21 protein-coding genes and 2 pseudogenes are annotated in these 21,886 nt (G+C 63.8%); 8 read left to right on the top strand and 15 right to left on the bottom strand.

The features are described 5' to 3' along the window. Positions 1-296: 296 nt before the first annotated feature. Positions 297-803, top strand: a complete 507-nt coding sequence (locus tag AC3AP7_RS21670) for a DUF1993 domain-containing protein (RefSeq protein ID WP_487364607.1) — start codon at positions 297-299, stop codon at positions 801-803. A gap of 39 nt (positions 804-842) precedes the next feature. Here AC3AP7_RS21670 and AC3AP7_RS21665 read toward each other — a convergent pair whose 3' ends face one another. Continuing rightward, the gene (locus AC3AP7_RS21665) at positions 843-1,472 is read right to left on the bottom strand and encodes a LysE family translocator (protein WP_487364606.1); all 630 of its coding nucleotides are present in this window, start codon (positions 1,470-1,472) and stop codon (positions 843-845) included. A 130-nt stretch (positions 1,473-1,602) separates the two neighbouring features. Between AC3AP7_RS21665 and AC3AP7_RS21660 the strand changes: the two genes are divergently transcribed. From AC3AP7_RS21660 to AC3AP7_RS21640, 5 genes and pseudogenes are all read left to right on the top strand, one after another. Then, positions 1,603-2,070 (top strand): Lrp/AsnC family transcriptional regulator, encoded by a 468-nt coding sequence (locus AC3AP7_RS21660; protein ID WP_487364605.1) that lies wholly within the window; start codon positions 1,603-1,605, stop codon positions 2,068-2,070. Between the two features lie 73 nt (positions 2,071-2,143). Further along, a pseudogene (locus AC3AP7_RS21655) lies at positions 2,144-2,266 on the top strand (IS5/IS1182 family transposase); the annotation flags it as partial. A 192-nt stretch (positions 2,267-2,458) separates the two neighbouring features. After that, positions 2,459-3,076: a hypothetical protein gene (locus AC3AP7_RS21650; RefSeq protein WP_487364604.1), complete on the top strand. Its 618-nt coding sequence runs from the start codon at positions 2,459-2,461 to the stop codon at positions 3,074-3,076. A 34-nt stretch (positions 3,077-3,110) separates the two neighbouring features. Continuing rightward, positions 3,111-3,597 (top strand): annotated as a pseudogene (locus tag AC3AP7_RS21645) (Hcp family type VI secretion system effector). A gap of 301 nt (positions 3,598-3,898) precedes the next feature. Continuing rightward, positions 3,899-4,132 (top strand): hypothetical protein, encoded by a 234-nt coding sequence (locus tag AC3AP7_RS21640; protein WP_487364603.1) that lies wholly within the window; start codon positions 3,899-3,901, stop codon positions 4,130-4,132. A 517-nt stretch (positions 4,133-4,649) separates the two neighbouring features. Here AC3AP7_RS21640 and AC3AP7_RS21635 read toward each other — a convergent pair. From AC3AP7_RS21635 to AC3AP7_RS21615, 5 genes are all read right to left on the bottom strand, one after another. Next, a complete protein-coding gene (locus tag AC3AP7_RS21635) occupies positions 4,650-5,405 on the bottom strand; it encodes a hypothetical protein (RefSeq protein WP_487364602.1) in 756 nt (251 codons plus the stop codon). Then, positions 5,398-6,606 (bottom strand): AAA family ATPase, encoded by a 1,209-nt coding sequence (locus tag AC3AP7_RS21630; protein WP_487364601.1) that lies wholly within the window; start codon positions 6,604-6,606, stop codon positions 5,398-5,400. Before AC3AP7_RS21630 ends, AC3AP7_RS21635 begins: the two co-directional genes overlap by 8 nt. A 629-nt stretch (positions 6,607-7,235) precedes the next feature. Then, positions 7,236-7,886, bottom strand: a complete 651-nt coding sequence (locus tag AC3AP7_RS21625) for a hypothetical protein (RefSeq protein ID WP_487364600.1) — start codon at positions 7,884-7,886, stop codon at positions 7,236-7,238. Positions 7,887-8,362: 476 nt separating this feature from the next. Further along, positions 8,363-8,749, bottom strand: coding sequence for a bleomycin resistance protein (locus AC3AP7_RS21620; RefSeq protein ID WP_487364966.1), 387 nt, complete (start codon positions 8,747-8,749; stop codon positions 8,363-8,365). 484 nt (positions 8,750-9,233) lie between these two features. Further along, entirely contained in the window at positions 9,234-9,626 is a 393-nt protein-coding gene (locus AC3AP7_RS21615) for a nuclear transport factor 2 family protein (protein ID WP_487364965.1), read from the bottom strand. 313 nt (positions 9,627-9,939) lie between these two features. On the opposite strand from AC3AP7_RS21615, the gene AC3AP7_RS21610 reads away from it, so the two are divergent. Beyond that, positions 9,940-10,992: a GGDEF domain-containing protein gene (locus AC3AP7_RS21610; RefSeq protein WP_487364964.1), complete on the top strand. Its 1,053-nt coding sequence runs from the start codon at positions 9,940-9,942 to the stop codon at positions 10,990-10,992. A 129-nt stretch (positions 10,993-11,121) separates the two neighbouring features. Here the strand turns inward: AC3AP7_RS21610 and AC3AP7_RS21605 are convergent, their stop codons facing one another. From AC3AP7_RS21605 to AC3AP7_RS21570, 8 genes are read right to left on the bottom strand one after another with little or no spacing between them, the layout of a single operon-like run. Beyond that, the gene (locus tag AC3AP7_RS21605; protein ID WP_487364599.1) at positions 11,122-12,765 is read right to left on the bottom strand and encodes an AMP-binding protein; all 1,644 of its coding nucleotides are present in this window, start codon (positions 12,763-12,765) and stop codon (positions 11,122-11,124) included. 46 nt (positions 12,766-12,811) lie between these two features. Further along, a complete protein-coding gene (locus tag AC3AP7_RS21600) occupies positions 12,812-13,207 on the bottom strand; it encodes a RidA family protein (RefSeq protein ID WP_487364598.1) in 396 nt (131 codons plus the stop codon). A gap of 27 nt (positions 13,208-13,234) precedes the next feature. Beyond that, a complete protein-coding gene (locus tag AC3AP7_RS21595; RefSeq protein ID WP_487364597.1) occupies positions 13,235-13,675 on the bottom strand; it encodes an acyl-CoA thioesterase in 441 nt (146 codons plus the stop codon). Next, the gene (locus tag AC3AP7_RS21590; protein WP_487364596.1) at positions 13,672-14,892 is read right to left on the bottom strand and encodes an acyl-CoA dehydrogenase family protein; all 1,221 of its coding nucleotides are present in this window, start codon (positions 14,890-14,892) and stop codon (positions 13,672-13,674) included. Before AC3AP7_RS21590 ends, AC3AP7_RS21595 begins: the two co-directional genes overlap by 4 nt. 1 nt (position 14,893) lies before the next feature. Further along, a complete protein-coding gene (locus AC3AP7_RS21585; protein WP_487364595.1) occupies positions 14,894-15,751 on the bottom strand; it encodes an enoyl-CoA hydratase family protein in 858 nt (285 codons plus the stop codon). 12 nt (positions 15,752-15,763) lie between these two features. Further along, the gene (locus AC3AP7_RS21580) at positions 15,764-16,324 is read right to left on the bottom strand and encodes a MarR family winged helix-turn-helix transcriptional regulator (RefSeq protein ID WP_487364594.1); all 561 of its coding nucleotides are present in this window, start codon (positions 16,322-16,324) and stop codon (positions 15,764-15,766) included. Then, a complete protein-coding gene (locus AC3AP7_RS21575; RefSeq protein WP_487364593.1) occupies positions 16,321-17,109 on the bottom strand; it encodes an SDR family NAD(P)-dependent oxidoreductase in 789 nt (262 codons plus the stop codon). The genes AC3AP7_RS21580 and AC3AP7_RS21575 overlap by 4 nt, the downstream gene beginning before the upstream one ends. Continuing rightward, the gene (locus AC3AP7_RS21570; RefSeq protein ID WP_487364592.1) at positions 17,109-19,439 is read right to left on the bottom strand and encodes a bifunctional salicylyl-CoA 5-hydroxylase/oxidoreductase; all 2,331 of its coding nucleotides are present in this window, start codon (positions 19,437-19,439) and stop codon (positions 17,109-17,111) included. The genes AC3AP7_RS21575 and AC3AP7_RS21570 overlap by 1 nt, the downstream gene beginning before the upstream one ends. Before the next feature lie 186 nt (positions 19,440-19,625). Between AC3AP7_RS21570 and AC3AP7_RS21565 the strand changes: the two genes are divergently transcribed. Continuing rightward, on the top strand, positions 19,626-20,045 hold the full coding sequence (locus AC3AP7_RS21565; RefSeq protein ID WP_487364591.1) for a DUF302 domain-containing protein: 420 nt from the start codon (positions 19,626-19,628) through the stop codon (positions 20,043-20,045). A gap of 353 nt (positions 20,046-20,398) precedes the next feature. On the opposite strand, the gene AC3AP7_RS21560 is transcribed toward AC3AP7_RS21565, so the two are convergent. Beyond that, positions 20,399-21,745: an MFS transporter gene (locus tag AC3AP7_RS21560; protein ID WP_487364590.1), complete on the bottom strand. Its 1,347-nt coding sequence runs from the start codon at positions 21,743-21,745 to the stop codon at positions 20,399-20,401. Positions 21,746-21,886 lie beyond the last annotated feature (141 nt).

Here is a 21,886-nt window from a genome sequence, read left to right as displayed (position 1 = left end):
GGCCGCCGTGCGGCCAGGCGGTGCGGCTTTCCGGCTTCACGCACGCTTCGTACGGGATTCACGCAGGCGTCACGCTGGATTCGTGCACGACTTCCCGCCGTCCGACACTGCCATTCGAACACAGTTCCAGCGCACGCAGCAGTTGTCCGGATGGCCAGCGCGCACGCAATCCGTGTGCCGCGCCAGCACGCGCCGCACAGCCCGCGTATCATGCTTCAGCGGCAAGTCAGCCGTGGCTGTCCCGCGTGCGCGACGCGCGCACGCCGACGAAACCGGGTCATACAAAGGAACGTCCCATGTCCATCACGATGTATCAAGCGTCCGTGCCGGTGCTGGTGCGCGGTCTCACCGCACTGCAGGCCATTCTCGGCAAGGCGGAAGCGCATGCCGCGCAGCGCCAGATCGAGCCGGCCGTGTTCACCGGCGCGCGGCTCTTTCCCGACATGCTGCCGCTCGTGCGCCAGGTGTATATCGCCACCGACACGGCCAAGGGCTGCGCGGCGCGCCTCGCCGGCGTCGAGCCGCCGAAGTACGACGACGTCGAAACGACGTTCGAGGAACTGCAGGCGCGCATCCAGAAGACAATCGATTATCTGCAGGGCTTCGATGCAGCGCAGATCGACGGCTCCGAAACGCGCGCGGTCACGCTGAAGATGCGCACCGGCCCGGTCGAATTCACCGGCCTCAGCTATCTGCTCGGCTTCGTGTTGCCGAACTTCTACTTCCATGTGACGACCGCCTACGACATCCTGCGTCATCACGGCGTGGAGCTCGGCAAGCTCGACTACCTCGGCAGCCGCTAGACGCGCGCATCGCCCGCGCGCGGCCATCGCGGCCGCGCGCTAGTCGAGCGACAGGCGCAGCGCGAAGCCGAGCAGCGCGACGCAAAACGTCCAGCGCTGCACGGTCTGCGCGAACGGGTGCGCGCGCACCCATCCCGCAATGCGCGCCGCGCCGCTCACGTAAAGCGCATCGAAGCAGGCGCCGGTCGCGACGAGCAGCACGCCGAGTTCGGCCATCTGCCAGTCGATCCGCCCCGCGTCCGGGCGCAGGAACTGCGGCAGCAGCACCGAGCAGAACAGCAGCGCCTTCGGATTCAGCAGGTTCGTCAAGAGCCCTTTCGCGAACGCAGCACGCAATGGACGCAGCGGGCGCCCGCCGGGCCCGCCCACGGGCAGCGCGAACACCGGCGCGCGAAAAATCTGCACCGCGAGCCAGCCAAGGTACGCGGCGCCGCCGAAGCGCACGGCCTGATACAGCCACGGCGCGCTGCGCAGCAGCGCGGCAACCCCGCATGCGGAAAGCGTGACGTGCGTCGCGCGCGACAAGGCGAGACCGCCCGCGGACGCGAAACCGCTGCGCGCGCCGCGTCCGATGCTGGTTTGCAGCAGCAGCGCCATATCGGGGCCGGGCAGCGCATAGACGACACAGAGCGCAGCGAAATAGACGAACAGGAGATGCGTGGAAATCATCGGAGCCTCACATTTTCGAGGCCTCTATCTTGCAGCCGGGCAGCGAGCGATTGCTGGCGAAATTCTGCATAAAAATGATGCAGCCGAGGGGAATACGCTAAAATTCCTCCATTCACCTCGGCTTTCCACCATGACGAACCCTCTCGACAAAGTCGACCGCGTGCTCCTCGCCGCGCTGCAGAACGATGCGCGCATGTCCAATGCGCGTCTCGCGGAAACGGTGGGCCTTAGCGAGACGCCGTGCGCGCGCCGCCTGAAGCGCCTCGAAAGCGACGGTTATATCGAGCGGTACCGGGCGGTGCTGTCGCGCGCGGCGCTCGGCTTTGGCGTCGTGTCGTTCGTCTACGTGCGCTTTGCGGTGCACGACCGCTCGGTCGCCACGCGCTTCGAGCGCGAAGTGCAGGCGATTCCGCGCATCGTGTCGTGCCATAACGTGTCGGGCAGCGCGGATTACATCCTGCAGGTCGTCGCGCGCGATCTGGACGATTACGGCACCTTCATGCGCGACGAGTTGCGCTGCCTGCCGGGCGTCACGTCGGTGGAATCGTCGCTGTCGCTGCGCGAGATCAAGGCGAACGGCGGACTGCCGTTGGGCTGATGCGCGCACTGTCCCTCGACGCGAAGATCCGGGCAACCGGCCGATGTGCCAGTGGATTGTGGACCTGTGAAGCCCGGGCAAACTGCATGTGGACAAGGGTTATGACTTTGCCCATTGCCCGCGTTATCTGAAGCAGCGCGGCATCACGGCTCGCATCGCCCGTCGCGGCGTGGAAAGCAAGGGGCGGCCTGGGCAGATAGCCTTGCCGCAGCTCGCGAAGTCTATTACGGAGACTCGGCTTCAAATCCAGTGCCAGGCGCAACACATTATTACAGCCCACATGCGCAAGATCAATTGCATAGAAGCAACTCAAAGATTTATCCACAAGTACCGCATTTTCTGACGCCGGAATCGATCCACGTTCCCAATCCGCCAGGGGTCTCTGACAATGATTTCCGCTTTTACTCGAACGTGCGTTAGTACACTGCTGTTTATAGCAATACCGGTTGCCCATGCAGCGTCATCCGCCTATTACGGCCCGGACAAGCCTGTTAACGAGGTTCGTAACGGGCCTGATGGATGGGCTATATCGGTCAGGTGCAAGGCCGATGGCTCAGACAATGACTGCGTTGTTGCGGCGACCCGAAACGGACAGGTAGTAAAGGAAATTTTTGCGTCGCCTGAATTACCCGGCGTCCAATGGTATTCCGATATTGCGATGATTACCTATCCGTGTGGCTCCGGTTGCCGGAATGACGTGTTTTTCAGCCCGCCTGACAAGATCGACGGAGGACAACTGATTGACGAAAACGCTATCGATACCAGGCGGCGTCTGGTCGTCAGTGTAGCGGCAAACCCCCTTGAGATTTATCGGCTTTTTACCGGTAGCCATGAGCCGATCGCAAAGCTACGGCTTGACACCCATTACACCGAGCCCGATATTAAAAAAATGCAATGGCGTGGTGACCGTCTGGTCGTCTGGTACAGGGACGATGCTGGGAAATCAAGGCAGGCATCGATTGCAATTCCGCACAAGTCGCTACCAGGTGCACTCAAACGCAAATGATTTATAAAAGTTAAATTTAAAAACGGGCAAAAAAATGACACAAGATATGTTCATCAAGATTAATGGCATTGAAGGGGAATCACAGGATGCCGACCATCTCAACGAAATTGACGTGTTTGTCTGGACATGGGAAGTAAAGCAGAATTCCAGCATGCTTTCAGGCTCAGGCGGTGGATCCGGAAAGGCCACGGTCTCCGATCTTTCGTTTTCCCATCAATACGACAAGGCAAGCCCGAATCTTGCCAAATACTGCTTTTCCGGAAAGCATATCGACCAGGCTGTGTTGACGATGCGAAAGGCGGGAGGCGGGAGGCGTCCCGCATGAATTCGTGCGAATCACGATGTATGACGTGGTTATTACCCATGTTACACATTTGGCTACTCCGGGAGGATGTCATGAGAATGTATCCCTTTCATTCGCGAGCGTGAAGAATGAATATATCCTGCAAAACTCATTGGGCGGTAGTGGAGGCACAATTACGGCCATGATGTATATCAAGCAGAATACAACGGTCAAGTAACCATGAGCACCGCTTCGGCAGGCTTTTCATTCGAGCGCCAAGCACACCTGCCGCTGCCTTGCAGCTGCCGTACACGTTGCAGCCCCTGTCGCACGCTTTCCCGATTCTGCACCCCGCCTGTGCGCGGCCGATCCGTGTTTCCCATGGCCCCGTTCGTCGCTCTTTCACTCCGCAAGTCGATCTGCCGATGCACTCCGCAACAACGCCTGTTTCACCACACGCGACAGTCGGGTATCGAAATGTCGGACGGGGTCCAGGGTAACAATACCCGCTGCATTGCTACCCATCTGGAGTCCCATCGATGAATCACGAAAAAGCGCGCGCCGAAGAAGCCGAAGCCATGCAACGGGTCATGACGGCCACGCAGCGCGTACAGACGGCCTTCACCGCCATGCAGTCGCACTACCCGCCTACCGGCGAAGGCAAGCCCTCGGCCTTCGCGTTGCAGACCTTCGACGCGGCGCTGCAGGAACTCGAAGATGCACAAGCCGCATTCGACGCGCTGCTGAACGACCTGCTTGACGGAAACCGCTGAACGGCATATCCGGGCCGATCTGCCGGCCTGAAGCGGGTATCGCGATCCGCCACGCATAAATAGACGCAGGCGGAATACGCGGACTGGCTGGATGCGGGCGGGCTAGACCGTTAGTTGCGATATGTGCAGCGCAAAGATGCGGCGAAGTGCAGCGAGGCACGGAACAATGCGGCGAAGATGTCCAAGGGCTCGCTCTGAAAGTGAACACGGTGCCACGCAAGTGAAAAACTGCTGTCACAGATTATGGAAAAGACCGGGCGGCCGAGGTTGTTCGAGGCGGACGTGGTCGTTTGCTGGTGTCGCTGATCGAGCCACTCCGGTCAGACGACCTTCTCCAAAGCGGTCAGACGGTCGAATCCAGGTTTTGCGAACTAGAGCGCCATAAAGCGGCCGTTGGTGACCTCACCCAATCGGCCATGAAGCGTCATTCATCCATTGCGTCGCTCAGACATTCGGACGGCCGCTACACCCGGGAAACAGCCATCCGATCTCCGTTGGCCAACGCCAAGCGCATTGCTTATTGAACCTCGCCTGCCAAGCCCGCGAGAGCTGCCTGTGGCGGAGGTTGTTCGCTAAGAAAATCGTTGACAATGCGGACTAGGCGCCGCAGTGCTGGGACTCGACCGGCTAAGTCCGCCCACATAAATGTCATATCCAACGCATTGACGGTACGCATCGCATTCGCTTTGTTGTAGGCGAATCCGGCTAGTTGATAGCAATCGTGCAAATCGTCTGCTGGCGTGTCGCGAGCTGACATGTCGTCCGTTTCTGGATTGAACCCTAATGCTTGCTGAATCGCGGACGGACTAATTGTCGGTGCAATTCTAATGAAGTGCGAGTGTTCCGCAAGGAACCACGCTTCGATTTCCATAAGCGGAAATACAAAGCTGACGGGCGTGAGTTGTTTGTTTATCGCCGCCCACATCTTCTTTCGAAGCAAATCGACTGAAGCGCGGTCGTATGTGGGCCGAACGTCGCGTATTCCGACGATCCGCTCGTAGCCTTTGTTTGTCAGATCCGCATGATCGCCATGGAGCCGGACCTTGACATTGTTTTCGCTACCGCAATCGACTATAAGCGCGTAGTACTTCTCGTTGGTGGCGGCCCGAGTCGCGCTAATTTGTGTGTAAATGAGCGGCCTCCCGGTCTTGCCCCCCCCTCTTGCTGTCTTTTCATCAATTAGAAGCTGACCATCATTGGCCGCCTCCTTTAGAAGACGCGTGACAAACAGGCGTTCCGTTTTTCCCTCAACAAAAAACGCGATCCTACGCATCGTCGTCCTCGTCGTATTCTTCGTCACCATCCGAATCGTAAGTAGCGAGATCACTTACATTCATTTCGAAAAACGAGAAGTTACTGAGGCCGGTAAACATGAAATTATCAAAGTGATCCTTGGAGTTCCCGTAATTTCTCACGATCACTTCCTGCCCTCGTCTATGCAAGACCGTCCACTCATCTAATGGGACTTTGTTCATCACGAACCGGTCGTTTGTCGTCATTATCAGCTGAAGATTTGATTGACCGGCCTTGTCGCGGAGCAATTGAATCAACGCGATCGAACGCTCAAAGTCGAGACCTTCGCCGACGTCATCGATCAAGATTGTTGTCGCCGACCCCCTTAATAGAGCAAGATTGACGTGAATCAAAAGAGCAACGACCCGAAACATGCCGTCCGACATGCTGTATTGATCCGTTATAGCCTCTAAGCCTGATTCCTTGACATGCAAACACAGGAGTGGTGGAGGGGTTTGGGCGCTCGGAACACCTGGCGGCACAGCAACAATGTTGACGCGAAGGGCAATCGGCGTCCCCGTGGTTATATAGTCGACAGGATAATCGAGTGCCCTAAGGTCGCTCTTCATTACTTCCGTGAAGGCCTCCGGGAACTCTCTTTCAGCCTGCCTGAACAGCGGAACGACGGCGTGCTCATCACGGTCGCTAGGGGCTGGCGTGCCCGGCATAAAATGATTCAGAAGCCCCTTGCCTAGGTTACCGGCAAAGTGATAGAAGCGAAGCGAATCCGCCCAAGAGGCCAGAGGGTCAAGGAAACTATGCTGAAGTGAGTCGCGTCGGGCAAAAGCGGCAAAAGTATTGGTCGGAGTTTGGAAGTCGATAGGCGTATTGCTATTTACCCTTTCCGCGATAATCTTGCCTATTCCAGTGGGTCCTCGCGACAATAGCTCTCTGCCGCCTAGCTCAACCCTCTCGTGAACGATGGCCCCTTCGTGGTAGGCCACTTCATAGAGATAGGTTTGGCCTTCATTGTCAAAAACACACCTATAGTTTCCCGATAGAGCAGGTGGATTCGAGCCGGTCAGATTCCCGACAAGGGCTCCAATGATCGCCAATGACCTCGATTTGCCCGATGCATTGCGGCCAACAAGGAGATTTCGATCGCCGAATGTAAGGTCGTTGATGCTCCACGCTTGGGGGTTGTTCTCCCACTCGCTATAGCTGATAGATTGTAGTTTCATGGGATGCCGGCAGTTGAAGATGCTTGGCGGAGCGCGCTTGGTGCGGATCGTAGCATGGACCGACGACAACGCGCGTCGGGCGGAGCTCAAGAGTGCGATTTTGCGCAGCGTTACCGTCAAGTTTTGGTCAAGACTGGGGCGCAGAAAGAAAAAATACCGCGGGCTAGAGCGGCGTAGTTTATTGATTCTGAGGGGAATTCTTCGGCGGGCGTGAGTGACTCGAACGCTCGACCTACGGATTGAGAGTCCAGGGGCCGTAAAAGCGAACCCGAGTTCGCTTCTACTCAGCACTTCGCCGATGGATCGCACTCGGTGGCCCGGTCGGACCACGCGAACGGCCGTTGCACTTTTGAAACTGCCGTTGAGGACAGGCGGGCTCGACAGGCAGCAACGGGTCGGGCTGCGTCAATCCACTCCCCAAACTCATCGCTCGGAAGCGGTCACTGGAATTCAGCGGCCCGCAAGCGGCCATTCGGCAGTGCGTACTCTCGACCCGGAGCGGACCGTGACGGTATCAGACAACGGTCGTTCGTAGAATGCCCGCAGCCACGCATTCGGTCGCGTCCCGGGGCGAACTCGCAATGCTTTTGGACGTCAATAACAGAAATGGATCACAGAGCTCCGCTGCATTAAGGCGCAAGCGAAAATGCAGACATTTCGAAGTCCGCTGAGCCGCCCCACCGGATCTGCGAATACTCTGACTTCACGACCCTTTTAGCGCTTGGTGCATACCAGTACGTCGCCGTCCATGGTGCCTGCCTCAGACCCGTCTGGCTCCACACGGAGATACCGCGCATGGCAATCTTGAAGGCCTCGAACGAGCCTGCGGCTACCTCTATGCGTTCAAATGCCTCGACCCGCATGTGCGCATCGTTTTCGTGGGATCCGGATGAGTTTCGCACGACCCAATGAGAATCCCAGCTTTTGCCGACCATCATTGGAAAGCTTAGTGAACCCAAACTGGGCTCATAGGTGGTGTTACCACTTCGAGTCAGACATCCCTGACTGTCGAAAACGGCTTCGTACGGTGCTCCACCATTCTTCGATTCAGTTATCGTGGTTTGTTCTTCGGTTACCGAGACCACGGTTTCAGCTATTGCAGTTTTTCCATACATGATTGTCCACCTGTCCCCGACCCGGTAGATCGGCGCATCAGCCATGGGCATCACTGCTGTCTCCTGGGCCATTGCGACTGTCGTTAGACAGCCGAGCAAGATTGCGGCACTGCAAAATCGCTTGGCAAACATCGAAAGGTATAGCGACACGACAGGGGTTTTCATGCGGAAACCTCCAGGCTGCGATAACGTGCGAACGACCACCCGGCGTTGCCTCATAAAGGATACGCAATGCAATATTCTCCCCGGACTTCGGGGCAGCCTCGTCTGCTAGCGCACATACTCAAAACGTTCGCAACGCAGTTGGACCAAATTGTCGGCGATTCAGCTTACCTTGCCGACTGGCCGTTCCTGGCCGGGTTGACGCAGTGCCACGGGCAATTTGCTAACCGGAAACTGGCCATTGAGCGGGGGCCGGCGAGACCTTAACTATTCGGAGGTGGATGGCCACCTCGACCGGCGGCGCGTGGCCGACCACCATCCCACACCAGAGAGCGGTGATCGCATCGAGTGCGGACTCTCACGCACAACGTATAACCCGACCCCGAAGGACGTTGGAATTTTCTACAACGGCCGTTCAGATCGGCTGCGCGGCGTTGCTCTGGCGGTTTGAAGGCCGCGGGAGCGACCGTGCGCGAGCGTCAGGCATCGCTTGATACACGCACGTCATTGATCGACTGGCCGAACTTGATCAGATTGCCGTCGGGGTCAATCACATAAAGTTCTGCCATGCCCCATTCCCTTTCTGCAACACATTCCAATGCAGGCAACCTTGATTTCAGTTCGGCATGAAGTGCGTAAACATCGTCGACGCGCACGTAGCACGAGGTGTTCTCTGCAATGTGCTTTTCATTGCACAGCCAGAAATGAATTTCGACGGCACCCCTTGCGGCCATCCCATACGAGGAGTTCTCGATGTGCAGCGTCTTGAAACCCAGAACTTCATTGAAGAATTGCAACGTTCGTGCGATGTCGAGCGAAGCGAGAACGGGGATAGCCTTGCCAAACGCCAGGTTGCTTTTCGACACGATCGGAGCTCGTCCGCGCGGTTGGGTGAACGTCAATTGTTGACGATTTCGGCGCTCATGGCAAATGGCGGCAACTGGCCGCACCGCGCCCACCACGCTACGATATGCTGCGTCTTCCGCTTGCGCCGCCTGTACAGCAGATACAACCCAGCCCATTTCCGACATTTTCGACGGAGCGCCGCACGTCCGTTTTCAGCGGTACACCGGTTGCCTCCAGCAAGCGCTGACTTCGGCGGCGACAGGCAGTCGTCATCTCGGCCTGCGTCGTCGGCCCGCGCGTCCGTTGCGTGCTTACCCAGGCCTGGAGTGATTCTGTGAACCGAAAGGCCGCTCCCACGAGCAGAGCAGCCTTTGAGCGCCCGCGCGCATGCGCCGGCGAGCGTCAGAAACGGCCGCACGCCAACCAGCAACATCGTCTCGCTGTGCCGAAACCGGCCAAAGACACGCGTCGGTTCACCCCGATCGAAAAACGCACCCGGTTCCGTCATGGAGATTCAACGATCGTCCCCTGGTGGTAGAGGATTTTCCAGCCTTCGGATGAACGCCGCCAAAGTGTCGCGCGCCGTGTGGTTCTCGGCCCCTGCAGCAGCGTATAGGTCAGCAGGTACGTATCGGAAGCAATGTCCTGGCAGAAAAAGTCTTTCGTTTCCCACGTGTCTTCGACCGGGCTAGCGTATCGCTTTTCCAGCGTGTCGAGCACGTACGCCCGGCTATAGCGTTGGCCCGACGCTCCCACCTCCCAAAAGCCGGCGTCGGTCATTGATTCGAAAGCCGCACGGCCGGTTCCGTGCTCCGGTCGGTGGAAAACCGGTTCTCTGGCAGACAATTCATTTTGCACGGAGAGAAGCGATGGGTCCGTGATGCGAGCAGGTTCCATTAGGGGCATGTCAACGCGTCGAACGTGAGCGTCCATTGTCGGCGATCCGCTCCGGGTTGTCGAACGACCCGTTATGCCCCAGGTTTCCTCCCTGTCTACTGCCAGTGAGACCCACGCAGCTTCATGCGCTGCGCCGTCGGCCTGCAGCGATCCACGCGGTCATCGATGGCTTGTGCCGAACCGGACGAATTCCTCCGATGCGCCGGTCGGCAAGCGACGCGGAACGAGGTTCCCGGTGATCGATCTTCGCGCCGCGCTCAAGGCGCTGGTGCTACCTGCCGATAACGCATTGACGCGTTATTGGACAATCACGATGAGCCACGAAGAAAGAGATCGGGTCCGCAGTTCGCTTCAGGCCGCCTTCCTGCGCCACGAGGACAGCCTTGCACCGCCCGGGCGGCAGCCCGGCGAGGACAACCCCGCCGTTTATCGGACACTGCTCGAATCTACCCGGGCGATCCCCTGGAAGATCGACTGGGCGACGATGCAGTTCGCCTATATCGGCCCGCAGATCGAAGCACTGCTCGGCTACGCGCCGTCCACGTGGAAAACAGTCGATGACTGGGTCGCGCGCATGCACCCGGACGACCGCGAGACCGTGGTGAATTTTTGCGTCGCGCAGTCGCAGGCGGGCACCGATCATGAGGCGGACTATCGTGCGCTGACGGCGGACGGCGGCTACGTGTGGATTCGCGACGTTGTCCACGTCGTGCGCAACGAGGACGGCGGCGTCGACGCGCTGATCGGCTTCATGTTCGACATCAGCGAACGCAAGCGCACGGAGGAACGGCTCGCGGAACTCCAGCGCGAACTGGAACGCCTCTCGCTGTCCGACAGTTTGACCGGCATCGGCAACCGTCGCATGTTCGACACGGTCATCGCACGCGAATGGGCGAGCGCGGCGGCATCGTGCAAGCCGCTTTCGCTCGTGATGATCGACATCGATTTCTTCAAGTCATACAACGACTATTACGGTCACCTCGCGGGCGACGAATGCCTGAAGCGCATCGCGCGCGTGCTCGGCGAGGCCGCCGGGCCGGACGCGTTCCTCGGCCGGTTTGGCGGCGAGGAATTCGTGCTCGTGCTCGCCGGCACCGATGCCGATCACGCCGTGCGCGTCGCGGAGCGCTGCCGCGCGCTGATCGCGGATGAAGGCATCGCGCATCTGCGCTCCCCGCACGCTCAGCGCGTCACCGCGAGCTTCGGCGTCGCCACCGTCGTGCCGAACGAAGGCATCGACGTCACAGCGTTCATCAACCTGACGGATGCGCAGCTTTATCAGGCCAAGGATCAGGGACGCAACCGCATCGCGGCGGTGGACCGGGCAGGCATCGGCGGCGAAGGATTCAAGCTGCAGTCGCGCTAGTTCTTTCGTTGCTCGTGCAACGATCCTTCTGGCGTATGGATGCTTCACGCGCGCGGTCTTTCGTCGGTCTATGCCGTCGGGCCAATCAAGCCCGCCCGTATCGCACGGCAGAAACCGCCCTGCACGCCCTCACTCGAGCGCGCGCAGCGCGAAGCGCTTGAGCTTGCCCGTCTCGGTGCGCGGCAGCGCGTCGATGAACGTGATCGCGCGCGGATACTTGTACGGCGCGACGCTGCGCTTCACGAAATCCTGCAGTTGCGCGACGAGCGCGTCCCCGACGGTGTGCCCCGCGCGCAGCACGACGAACGCCTTGACGATCTGTCCGCGCGTCTCGTCCGGGCTGCCGATCACCGCGCATTCGGCAACGGCCGGATGCTGCATCAGGACGTCCTCCACCTCCGGGCCCGAGATGTTGTAGCCGGCGGACACGATCATGTCGTCCGAGCGCGCCTGATAGAACACGTACCCGTCCGCGTCGAGATACACCGAATCGCCGGGCAGGTTCCAGCCGTCGCGCACGAACTTGCGCTGCCGCTCGTCCGCGAGGTAGCGGCAGCCGGTCGGCCCGCGCACCGCGAGCTTGCCGACCTCGCCCGGCGGCAACGGCCGCATCTGGTCGTCGACCGCGCACACCACGTAGCCCGGCACCGCGCGGCCGATCGCGTGCGCCCGGACCGCGCTGCCCGCCGACGAGATGAAGATGTGGATCAGCTCGGTGCCGCCGATGCCGTCGATCATCTCGATGCCGCTCGCCTGCCGCCACAGCGCGCGCGTCGAATCCGGCAACGCTTCGCCGGCCGACACGGTCTTCGTGAGGCTCGCGAGGTCGAACTGCGCGACGAGCGGCGCCATCTGACGATAGAAGGTCGGCGCCGTAAACAGGATCGTCGCGCGAAAGCGTTCGACGGCGGCCAGCAGCGTCTGCGGTGTGAGCTTTTCGAGCAGCACCGTCGACGCCCCCGCCCGCAGCGGAAAGCACAGCAACCCGCCCAGCCCGAACGTGAACGCAAGCGGCGGCGTGCCGCAGAAGATGTCGCTCGCCTGCGGCTGCAACACGTGGCGCGGAAACAGGTCGCACATCGCGAGCACGTCGCGATGAAAATGCATGCAGCCCTTCGGCGCGCCCGTCGTGCCGCTCGTGAACGCGATCAGGCAGACGTCGTCGCTCGCGGTATCGCACGCGCGAAACTGCGCGGGCTTGCCGGCCGCGCGTCCTTCGAGCGAGTCCGGCGCATGCTCGTCGTGAAAGTGCAGCACCTGCGCGAGCGACGGGCAATAGCACTCGTCCTGCGGATCGCGGCAGCGCGCGAGCTCCGCGGCGAGGCGCACGTCGCACAGCGCGGCCGCGATCTGCGCCTTGTCGATGATCTGGCGCAGCTCTTTCGCGCGCAGCAGCGGCATGGTCGGCACGACGACGAGCCCCGCCTTCAGCGCCGCGAGAAACGCCACCGCCATCTGCAGCGTGTTCGGGCCGCGCAGCAGCACGCGGTTGCCCGGCTGCAGGCCCATGTCGTCGACGAGCACGTGCGCGCTGCGGTCGACCAGCGTGCGCAGCGCGCGGTAGCTGGTCGCATGCGGCTTGCCGTCGCGCTCCGACCAGATCGCCGGCGCGTCGCCGCGGCCTGCGTCGATTGTCCGGTCCAGCAGTTCGGTCGCGCAGTTCAGGCGCGCGGCATACGCGAGATCGGGATTGTCGAGCAGCAGCACGGGCCACTCGTGCTGCGGCGGCAGATGATCGCGCGCAAACGTATCGACGTGGGCGGACGGTTCCATCGAGGTCTCCCTGGGGAAGGACGGAGCAGTAAAACAGCGGCAGGTTTCAGTCGGGAATGACGGCGGTGGCCTCGATTTCGACCTTCGCGTCGTCCTCGATCAGCGCAACGACCTGCACCGCGCTCATCGCGATGTCGTAGTCGCCGATCAGTTCGCGAAACGCCGCGCCGACTTCCCGCGCTGCCGCGAGGTACTCGCGCTTGTCGGTCACGTACCACGTCATCCGCACCAGGTGCTCCGGGCGGCCGCCGGCCTCGCGCAGCACCGCGACCACGTTGCGCAAGGCCTGCGCGGCCTGCTGCGCGAACGCGTCGCTCTGGAAGCGTGCGGACGCGTCCCAGCCGATCTGTCCGGCGATGAACACCTGGGTGCCGCGCGCGGCGACACCGTTCGCATAGCCGCGCGGCTTGATCCAGCCATCCGGCAACAAGGTCTTTTTCATGGAGAAAGCTCCGGTGGATCCGTTTCGTCAGGGTTGGGCGGCTTCGCGGGCGGCCGTGGGCGCGCAGGCCGCGAGCGCCGCGGCGAGGTCGGCGGGCAGGTCGATCGACGCGCCGCTGTCGAGCGACGTCGTGACGAGCACCTGGTGCGCAACGAAGCGCACCTCGTGCGCGCAGTGGCAGACGATCGCGATCCGCAGCGAGCGCCGCCCTACCCGCTCGAGCGTGAGCGCGAGCGTGACGGTTTCGCCGATGCGGCTCGGCCGCGAGAATTCGCAATCGAGCTTCACGATCGGCAGGCCGATGCGTCGCTGCACGATCATCTGCGCGTAATCGATGCCGAGGCCGAGCGTGAACCAGTCCTCGACCAGCGCATTCGTCATCACGAGGTACTGCGGAAAGAACACGATGCCGGCCGGATCGCAATGTGCGAAGCGGATCCGCACCGGCGTGCTGAACGTCGCGCTCATGCGCGAGACTCCGGCGCGACAGCGGCCGCATGCGCCTTCAGAAGGTCGCGTCCGACGATCAGCTGCTGCACCTCGGTGGCGCCCTCGTAGATGCGCAGCGCGCGGATCTCGCGGTACAGCGTCTCGACCGCGGTGCCGCTTTGCACGCCCATGCCGCCCCACAGTTGCACGGCCGCGTCGATCACCTGCTGCGCGCCCTCGCTCGCGTGCCACTTCGCCATCGCTGCTTCGCGCGTGACGCGCTCGCCCTGATCGCGCAGCCAGGCCGCGCGGTAGACGAGCAGCGCGCTGCTGTCGATCGTGAGCGCCATCTGCGCGAGCTTCGCCTGGGTCAGCTGGAAGTCGCCGAGCGTCTGGCCGAACATGCGGCGCGTATGCGCGCGCGCGAGCCCCTCCGCGAGCGCGCGGCGCGCAAAGCCGAGCGACGCGGCGGCCACCGACGTGCGGAAAATGTCGAGCGTGCGCATCGCGATCCCGAAGCCCTCGCCGGGTGCGCCGAGCCGCTGCGCGCACGGCACGCGCACGCCGGAAAACTGCAGGCGCGCGAGCGGATGCGGCGCGATCACGTCGATGCGCTCCGCGATGTCCAGCCCCGGCGTATCCGCGTCGACGACGAACGCGCTGATGCCGCGTGCGCCCGGCGCCTCGCCGGTGCGCGCGAACACCACATAGAAATCGGCGATGCCGCCGTTGGAGATCCACGTCTTCGCGCCGTCGAGGACGTACGCGTCGCCGTCCTGGCGCGCCGCGAGGGACATCGCCGCGACGTCCGAGCCGGCGTCCGGTTCGGACAACGCGAACGCGGCGATCGCGCGGCCCTCGGCGACGCGCGGCAGATAGCGCGCCTTCTGCGCGTGCGTGCCGGCGAGCGAGATCGCGCCGCTGCCGAGCCCCTGCATCGCGAGCGCGAAGTCCGCGAGGCCCGCGTGCTTCGCGAGCGTTTCGCGCAGCAGGCAGACCGCGCGCGTATCGATCGTGTCGCCGTGACCGCCGTAGTCGCGTCCGCCGACGCCATAGCGCAGCCAGCCCGCGTCGCCAAGCGCGCGCACGAGCGCGCGGCAGGCGGCATCGACGTCGCCCGCCGCGCCATGCGCGCCCGGCGCACCCGGCGCGCCGAGATGGGCATGCGCCCATGCGTCGACGTCGCGCGCCAGCGCGCGGTGCCGGTCCTCGAAGAACGGCCACGCGAGCGCGTCGTGCAGGTCTGTCGTGCTCACGTCAGTCTCCTCCGAAAACGGGGCGCTGCCGCGCAGCGAACGCGCGGTACGCACGCTCGAAGTCGCGCGTGCTCATGCAGAGGGCCTGCGCCTGCGCCTCGGATTCGAGCGCCTCGTCGACGCTCATGCTCCACTCCTGATGCAGCATCTTCTTCGTGATGCCGTGCGCAAAGGTGGGGCCCGCGGCCAGTTCGGCGGCCAGCGCCTGCGCGGCGTCGAGCAGACCCGCGGGCTCGCACAACCGGTTGTAGAAGCCCCAGGCGTGCGCTTCGTCGCCGCTCGCCGCACGCCCGGTGAACAGCAGTTCGGCCGCGCGCCCCTGGCCGATGATGCGCGGCAGGATCGCGCACGCGCCCATGTCGCAGCCCGCCAGGCCGACGCGCGAGAACAGGAACGCGAGCTTGCTGCGGGCGGTGCCGAGGCGCAGGTCCGAGGCCATCGCGAGGATCGCGCCCGCACCGGCGCACACGCCGTCGACGGCGGCGATCACCGGCTGCGGACAGTGGCGCATCGCCTTGACGAGATCGCCGGTCATCCGCGTGAACAGCAGCAGGTCGGGCATCGGCAAGTCGAGCAGCGGCGCGATGATGTCGTGCACGTCGCCGCCCGAGCAGAAATTTTCGCCGGCACCATGCAGCACCACGGCCTTGACGTCGCTCGCATACGCGAGCTGCCGGAACAGGTCGCGCAACTCCGCATACGAGGCGAAGGTCAGCGGATTCTTGCGCTCCGGCCGGTTCAGCGTGATCGTCGCGATCCGCGTGGCGCTCGCATACGACCAGCCGATGTGCTGCGCGCGGTAGCCGGCGAGCGTCGTCCGGTTGCCGGCCCGCAGCGCATCGAGAGGGCTTGAGGTCATCGATGTCTCCGTCTAGTCCGCTTTCGGGTTGTCGAGCAGATGCTGCTTGAGCTTGCCGAGCCGCTGGTGCATGCGCGTTTTCTCGTCGAGCCCGAGCCCGCCGAACAGTTCGACCACCCACTGCTCGTGCGCCGCCGCCATCCGGTCGAACAGCGCGCGGCCCTCGCGCGTCAGCCGCACGGTGGTCGAGCGGCGATCGTCCGGGTCGGCGTCGCGCACGACGAGTCCTTCCTTTTCGAGCTGATCGGTCAGGCCCGTCACGTTGCCGCCCGTCACCATCAGCCGGCGCGACAGTTCGGTCATCTTCAGGCCTTCGGGATGGCGCTCCAGTTGCGCCATCAGGTCGAAGCGCGGCAGCGTGGTGTCGAAGCCGGCGCGCAGGCGCTTGCGCAGTTCGGCCTGCACGAGGTTGGTCGTGGTGAGCAGGCGCAGCCACAGACGCAGGGCCATGTGGCTGTCCGCGCCGGTGCTCATTTCGAGGTCGACGACGTTTTCGGCCGGTTTCGCCGTGCCTTTGCGCGGCGTCGCGCCGTCGGCTGCCGCTGCTTTCTTGATGGACGTGGAGCGCGTCACAGGATCTCTCCCCCGGAAACGGAAATGGACTGGCCGGTCACCGAAGCGGATTCGGGCGCACACAACCAGCGCACCGCATGCGCGACCTCGGCCGGATCGATGAAGCGGCGCTGCGGGTTCTGCCGCAGCAGCGCGTCGCGCGCATCGCGCTCGCTGCGCGCCGTGGTGGCCGCGATGTTCGCGAGCGACGCATGCAGCAACCCCGTCTCCGTGTACCCGGGGCACACTGCATTGACCGTGATGCCGCGCGTGGCGACCTCGCGCGCGAGCGAGCGCGTGAGGCCGATCACGCCATGCTTGGCGGCGCAGTAGGCCGCGACATACGCATACCCTGTCTGCCCGGCCGTGCTCGCGATGTTGACGATGCGCCCGGTTTCGCGCGCGAGCATCGACGGCAGCACCGCCCGCGTGCACAGGAACACGCCGGTCAGGTTCACGTCGAGCATGCGCCGCCACAGGTCGAGGTCGGTCTGCGCGAACGGCGCGGACTGCGCCTGCCCGGCATTGTTCACCAGCACGTCGACGTCGCCCTGCGCGTCGCGCGCCGCGTCGAACGCGGCCGCCACCGCGGCTTCGTGCGTCACGTCGAGCGCGATCTCATGCACGAGGCCGCGATGGTGCGCGTCGAACCGCTCGCGCTGCGCGCGCAGCCGCTGCGCGTCGCGGCCCATCAGCGTGACGCGCGCGCCGGCTTCGAGCAGCGTTGCCGCAATCGCCGCGCCGATGCCGCTGCCGCCGCCCGTGACGACCGCGTGGCGGCCCGCGAGAAACGATGTCGTGTTCATCAGACGAGCCCCTCCGCGCGCTGCGCCCGCTCACGTTCGAGATTGCGCTCAAGCTGCGTCTTGCCGGCCTGGTAGGGCTTCGGCCACGCGAGATCGAAATAGCCGATCTTCGCGGCTTCGTTGAGCGTCCATGCGGGATTCGCCAGATGCGGACGCGCGAGCGCGCACAGGTCCGCGCGACCGGCGGCGATGATGCTGTTCACGTGATCGGCTTCCGAAATCGCGCCGACCGCGATCGTGGCGATGCCGGCCTCGTTGCGCACGCGATCGGCGAACGGCGTCTGGAACATGCGTCCATAGACCGGCTTTTCGTCCTTGCTGACCTGGCCCGACGACACGTCGATCAGATCGGCGCCTGCCGCCTTGAACGCTTGCGCGATCGCGACCGCGTCGTCCGGCGTGTTGCCGCCCTCGACCCAGTCGTGCGCCGAAATGCGCACCGAGACCGGCCGCTCGCCGGGCCACACGGCGCGCATCGCGCGCAACACGTCGAGGGGAAAGCGCAGCCGGTTTTCGAGCGTTCCGCCGTATGCGTCGGTGCGCCGGTTCGTGAGCGGCGACAGGAACGCGGACAGCAGATAGCCATGCGCCGCGTGCAGTTCGAGCCAGTCGAAGCCCGCCTGCGCGGCCATCTGCGTCGCGCGCACGAACTGCGCCTCGATTTCGCGCAGGTCGTCGACGCTCGCTTCGCGCGACCACTGGCTCACGCCGCGCAGATATTGCTGCGCGGAAGCCGACACGAGCGGCCAGTTGCCTTCGGCGAGCGGCTGGTCGATGCCCTCCCAACTCACGCGCGTCGACGCTTTCGCCCCCGCATGACCCAGCTGCATGCCGATTTTCGCATCGGTGTGCGTATGCACGAAATCGACGATGCGCTGCCATGCATCCCGATGCCGTGTCTCGTACATGCCCGGGCAGCCAGGCGTGATGCGGCCGTGCGGCGACACGCAGGTCATCTCGGTCATCACGAGCGCGGCGCCGCCCATCGCGCGCGCGCCGAGATGCATCAGGTGAAAGTCGCCGACGAGGCCGTCGACGGCCGAGTACTGCGCCATCGGCGAGACGACCACGCGGTTCTTCAGCGTGAGGCCGCGCACCGCGAACGGCGTGAACATCGGCGGAATCGAGCGCTGGCCGGGCGCGCGATGCGCGCCGGCGCGCGCCGCGAGCCAGTCTTCGAACGACGCGACATACGCGGCGTCGCGCGCGCGCAGATTCTCGTGCGAGATGCGCTGCGAGCGCGTGAGCAGCGAGTACGCGAACTGCTCCGGTTCGAGCGACGTGTAGCGCTCGACATGCTCGAACCACTCGGTCGAATTGCGCGCCGCGTTCTGGATGCGCAGCACGTCGACGCTGCGCACGTCCGTGTAATGCGCGAGCGCGGCGGGCAGATCGCCCGCGTGCGCGCCGATGCTGCCGGCCAGTTCGATGGCGTCTTCGAGTGCGAGCTTCGTGCCCGAGCCGATCGAGAAATGCGCGGTGTGCGCCGCGTCCCCCATCAGCACCACCGGCGTGCGCGAACCGTCCGCGTTGCCGCGCCAGTGCACCCATTGCTGGTTGATCACGCGCGGAAAGCGGATCCACTGCGCGGAGCCGCGCAGATGGCTCGCGTTCGACATCAGCGCATGACGGTCGAGATACCGGGCGAACAGCCGCTCGCAGAATGCGATGCCTTCGTCCTTGTCCATTTCGTCGAGCCCGGCGGCGCGCCACACGTGCTCGGGCGTCTCGACGATGAAGGTGGAGGTCTCGTCGTCGAACCGGTACGCATGCGCCTGAAACCAGCCCCACTCGGTCTGCTCGAATGCGAACGTGAACGCGTCGAACAGCTTGCGGGTGCCGAGCCACACGAAGCGGCACTGGCGCAGATCCACGGACGGCTGATAGGTGGCCGCGTACTTTTGCCGGATCGCGCTGTTCGCACCGTCGGCGGCGATGACCAGATCCGCGTCCCAGTGCGCGTCGTCGCTCACCTGGGTTTCGAACACGAGCTTCACGCCGAGCGATTCGCAGCGCGCCTGCAGGATATTCAGCAGACGTTTGCGGCCGATTCCGCAGAAGCCATGCCCCGACGAGCGGATGCTGCGGCCGCCGATATGAATCTCGATGTCGTCCCAGTGACTGAACGCATCGAGAATCTGCTCCGCGCTGTGCGGATCCGCCGTGCGCAGGTTGCCGAGCGTCTGGTCGGAGAACACGACGCCCCAGCCGAACGTGTCGTAGGGACGGTTGCGCTCGACGACCGTGATGTCGTGCGACGGATCGCGCAGCTTCATCAACAGCGCGAAGTAGAGGCCGGCAGGGCCGCCTCCGAGACAGACGATACGCATGGAGCGGTCTCCGGACGGGTTTCGGAATTTACTTTAGTGTTCGATATTTTATATGTCAAGTAAATTTGCGTTGCGGGCGTGGCGGTGGCTCAATGTGCGTCCGGGAGCATGCCGTCCGTCATCGGAACCCGCGCGCCCGCGCTGACCGGCCGCTTGCTCAAACGTCACAGGCCCGACGACCCCACCATGAACGCACCCACACAGGCAACGCCTTATCCGGCTCGCACGCAAACCATGACGAGCCGGTACGACTTTCCGACCACCGTATCGCGCCTGAAAGAGGCGCTGGGTTCGCGCGGCATCACCGTGTTCGCGGACATCGACCAGCGCGCGGCGGCGGCGCAGGCCGGCAGCACGCTGCGGCCCACGCGGCTTTTTCTGTTCGGCCATCCGAAGGCGGGCACGCCGGCGATGCACGCCAACCCGCACGCGGCCGTCGAATTGCCGCTGCGCGCCGTGATCTGGGAGGACGAGCACGGCACGACGCATATCGATTCCCAGGACACGAGCGCGGTTCTCGGCGCGGATTACGGGCTGCCGGAGGACATCGTCGCGCCGCTGGCCGCCGTGCCGATGCTGTTGCGTGGCGTGGCCGGGGACGCGTGAGCGAAAGGACCCGGCCGTCATCGCAATCGGCGTTTACCGGGGCCCTGGCTGACGCGGAGAATGTGGGTGTTTGCGCGCCAGCGACCTGGCATCGATCAGCGTCGGCGATGACGCTGCCGGCTGCCTGTCGTGCGCGATGAACCGGTTGCCGTGGCCGTGCGTCACGGCCCGTCCATGTCGACGCCCCAAACCGAAGCGCCCCAAACGCACGAAGCACACGCGCTCACGGCTGCGCCTGCGCGTTGACGCGCCCCCTGCCCGTCATCACACGCGCCGACCGCGTCCGCAGCCCCCCGGTCTGCAAATCGGGCCGCGCGGGAAGATCGAGGCCGGTCAACGCGATCGTGGACGTTTCAGGGCGCGACCGCGCGGGCCGTCATGGCCTGGGCATCCCGCGACATCATCAGCAGCATCGCCGCGGAGACGATGGCCGGCACGGCCACCGCGACGAACAACCCCGTGTTGGACCAGTTCATCCGGATCAGTTCGCCGCCGATCACCGGCCCCGCGATGGAGCCGATCCGTCCGACGCCGAGACTCCAGCCGACACCCGTCGAGCGCAGCGAGGTCGGATAGTAGGTGGCGGCCAGCGCATTGACGGCGGGTTGTCCGCCGATGATGCACAACCCCGTGATGCCGACCACGACGAACAGCAAGACGAGCGGCAGTCCCGGCTGGCCGATCGTGGCGATCGTCACGGCCGCCACCAGGAACATCGGCACCAGAACCTTGAAGAAGCCGACGCGGTCGATGACCGGTCCCATCGCCAGCGTGCCGGCAACGCCGCCGAGCTGAAGCACCGTGCCGACCCATACGGCAGTGGAGAGCGGCAGGCCGACGCTCCTCACGAGCGTCGGCAGCCAGTTCGACAGGAAGTACAGGTTGAGCAGGTTCATGAAATTGACGCCCCACAGCAGCACCGTCGTTTTTGCACGTCCGCCGCGAAACAGCTCCATCACAGGCGCCTTGTCCTGCCGCGGCTCGGGGACGACGAAGCGCGTGTCCGGCGTGACGGTCAGCGCCGGATCGATCCGCCGCAGGGTGGCAGCCAGCCTGTCGAGGCGCACACCGCGCAGCGCGGCGAACAGCATGGATTCAGGCATGCAGAAGAACATCAGCACCGCCAGCGCGAGCGGCACGACGCCGCCCACGACGAAGACCGACTGCCACCCCCACAACGGGAGCAACGCGGCCGAGACGAGTCCGCCCAGCACCGCGCCGACCGTGAAGCCGCACGACACCCCCATCATCAGCGTCACGCGATTGCGCTTCGGGCTGAATTCGCCGGCCAGCGCCATCGCATTGGGCATGATCGCGCCCAGACCCAGGCCCGTGACGAAACGGATGGACAGCAGTCCGGCAATCGTCGTGACCCGCGAGGTCGCCAGCATGCACAGCGCAAAGGCAAGCGTGGCCACGATCAGCACGGGCCGCCGCCCGACCTTGTCCGCGACGACGCTCAATGTCAGCGAGCCGAGCAGCATCCCCAGAAGACCGGCGCCGAATACCGGTCCCAGCGCCGCCTTGTTCAAGCCCCACACGTGAACGATGGCGGGCGCGACGAAGCCCATCGACTGAACGTCGAAGCCGTCGAGAACCACGGTCAGTCCAATGAGTATCAGGATGCCGGTCTGAAAACGGCTGAGCGGGTTCGCATCGATGAGGGCGGGAATATCTATGGTCGCTTGCGGTGTTTGCATGGCTGCGTCTCCTGAAGGTGCAAGTCGGAATCGGCATGATTCGTCACCGGCGCGGCCAGCGTCTCGCCCCTGCGCAACGCGATCGTGTGACGAACCAGGCGACGCTGTACTCTAAAAGCGGCGGTCGCTTCACGAGAAGAC

This window comes from Paraburkholderia sp. PAMB 6770, from assembly GCF_057748135.1.
This window is presented reverse-complemented; position numbering and strand designations above follow the sequence as displayed.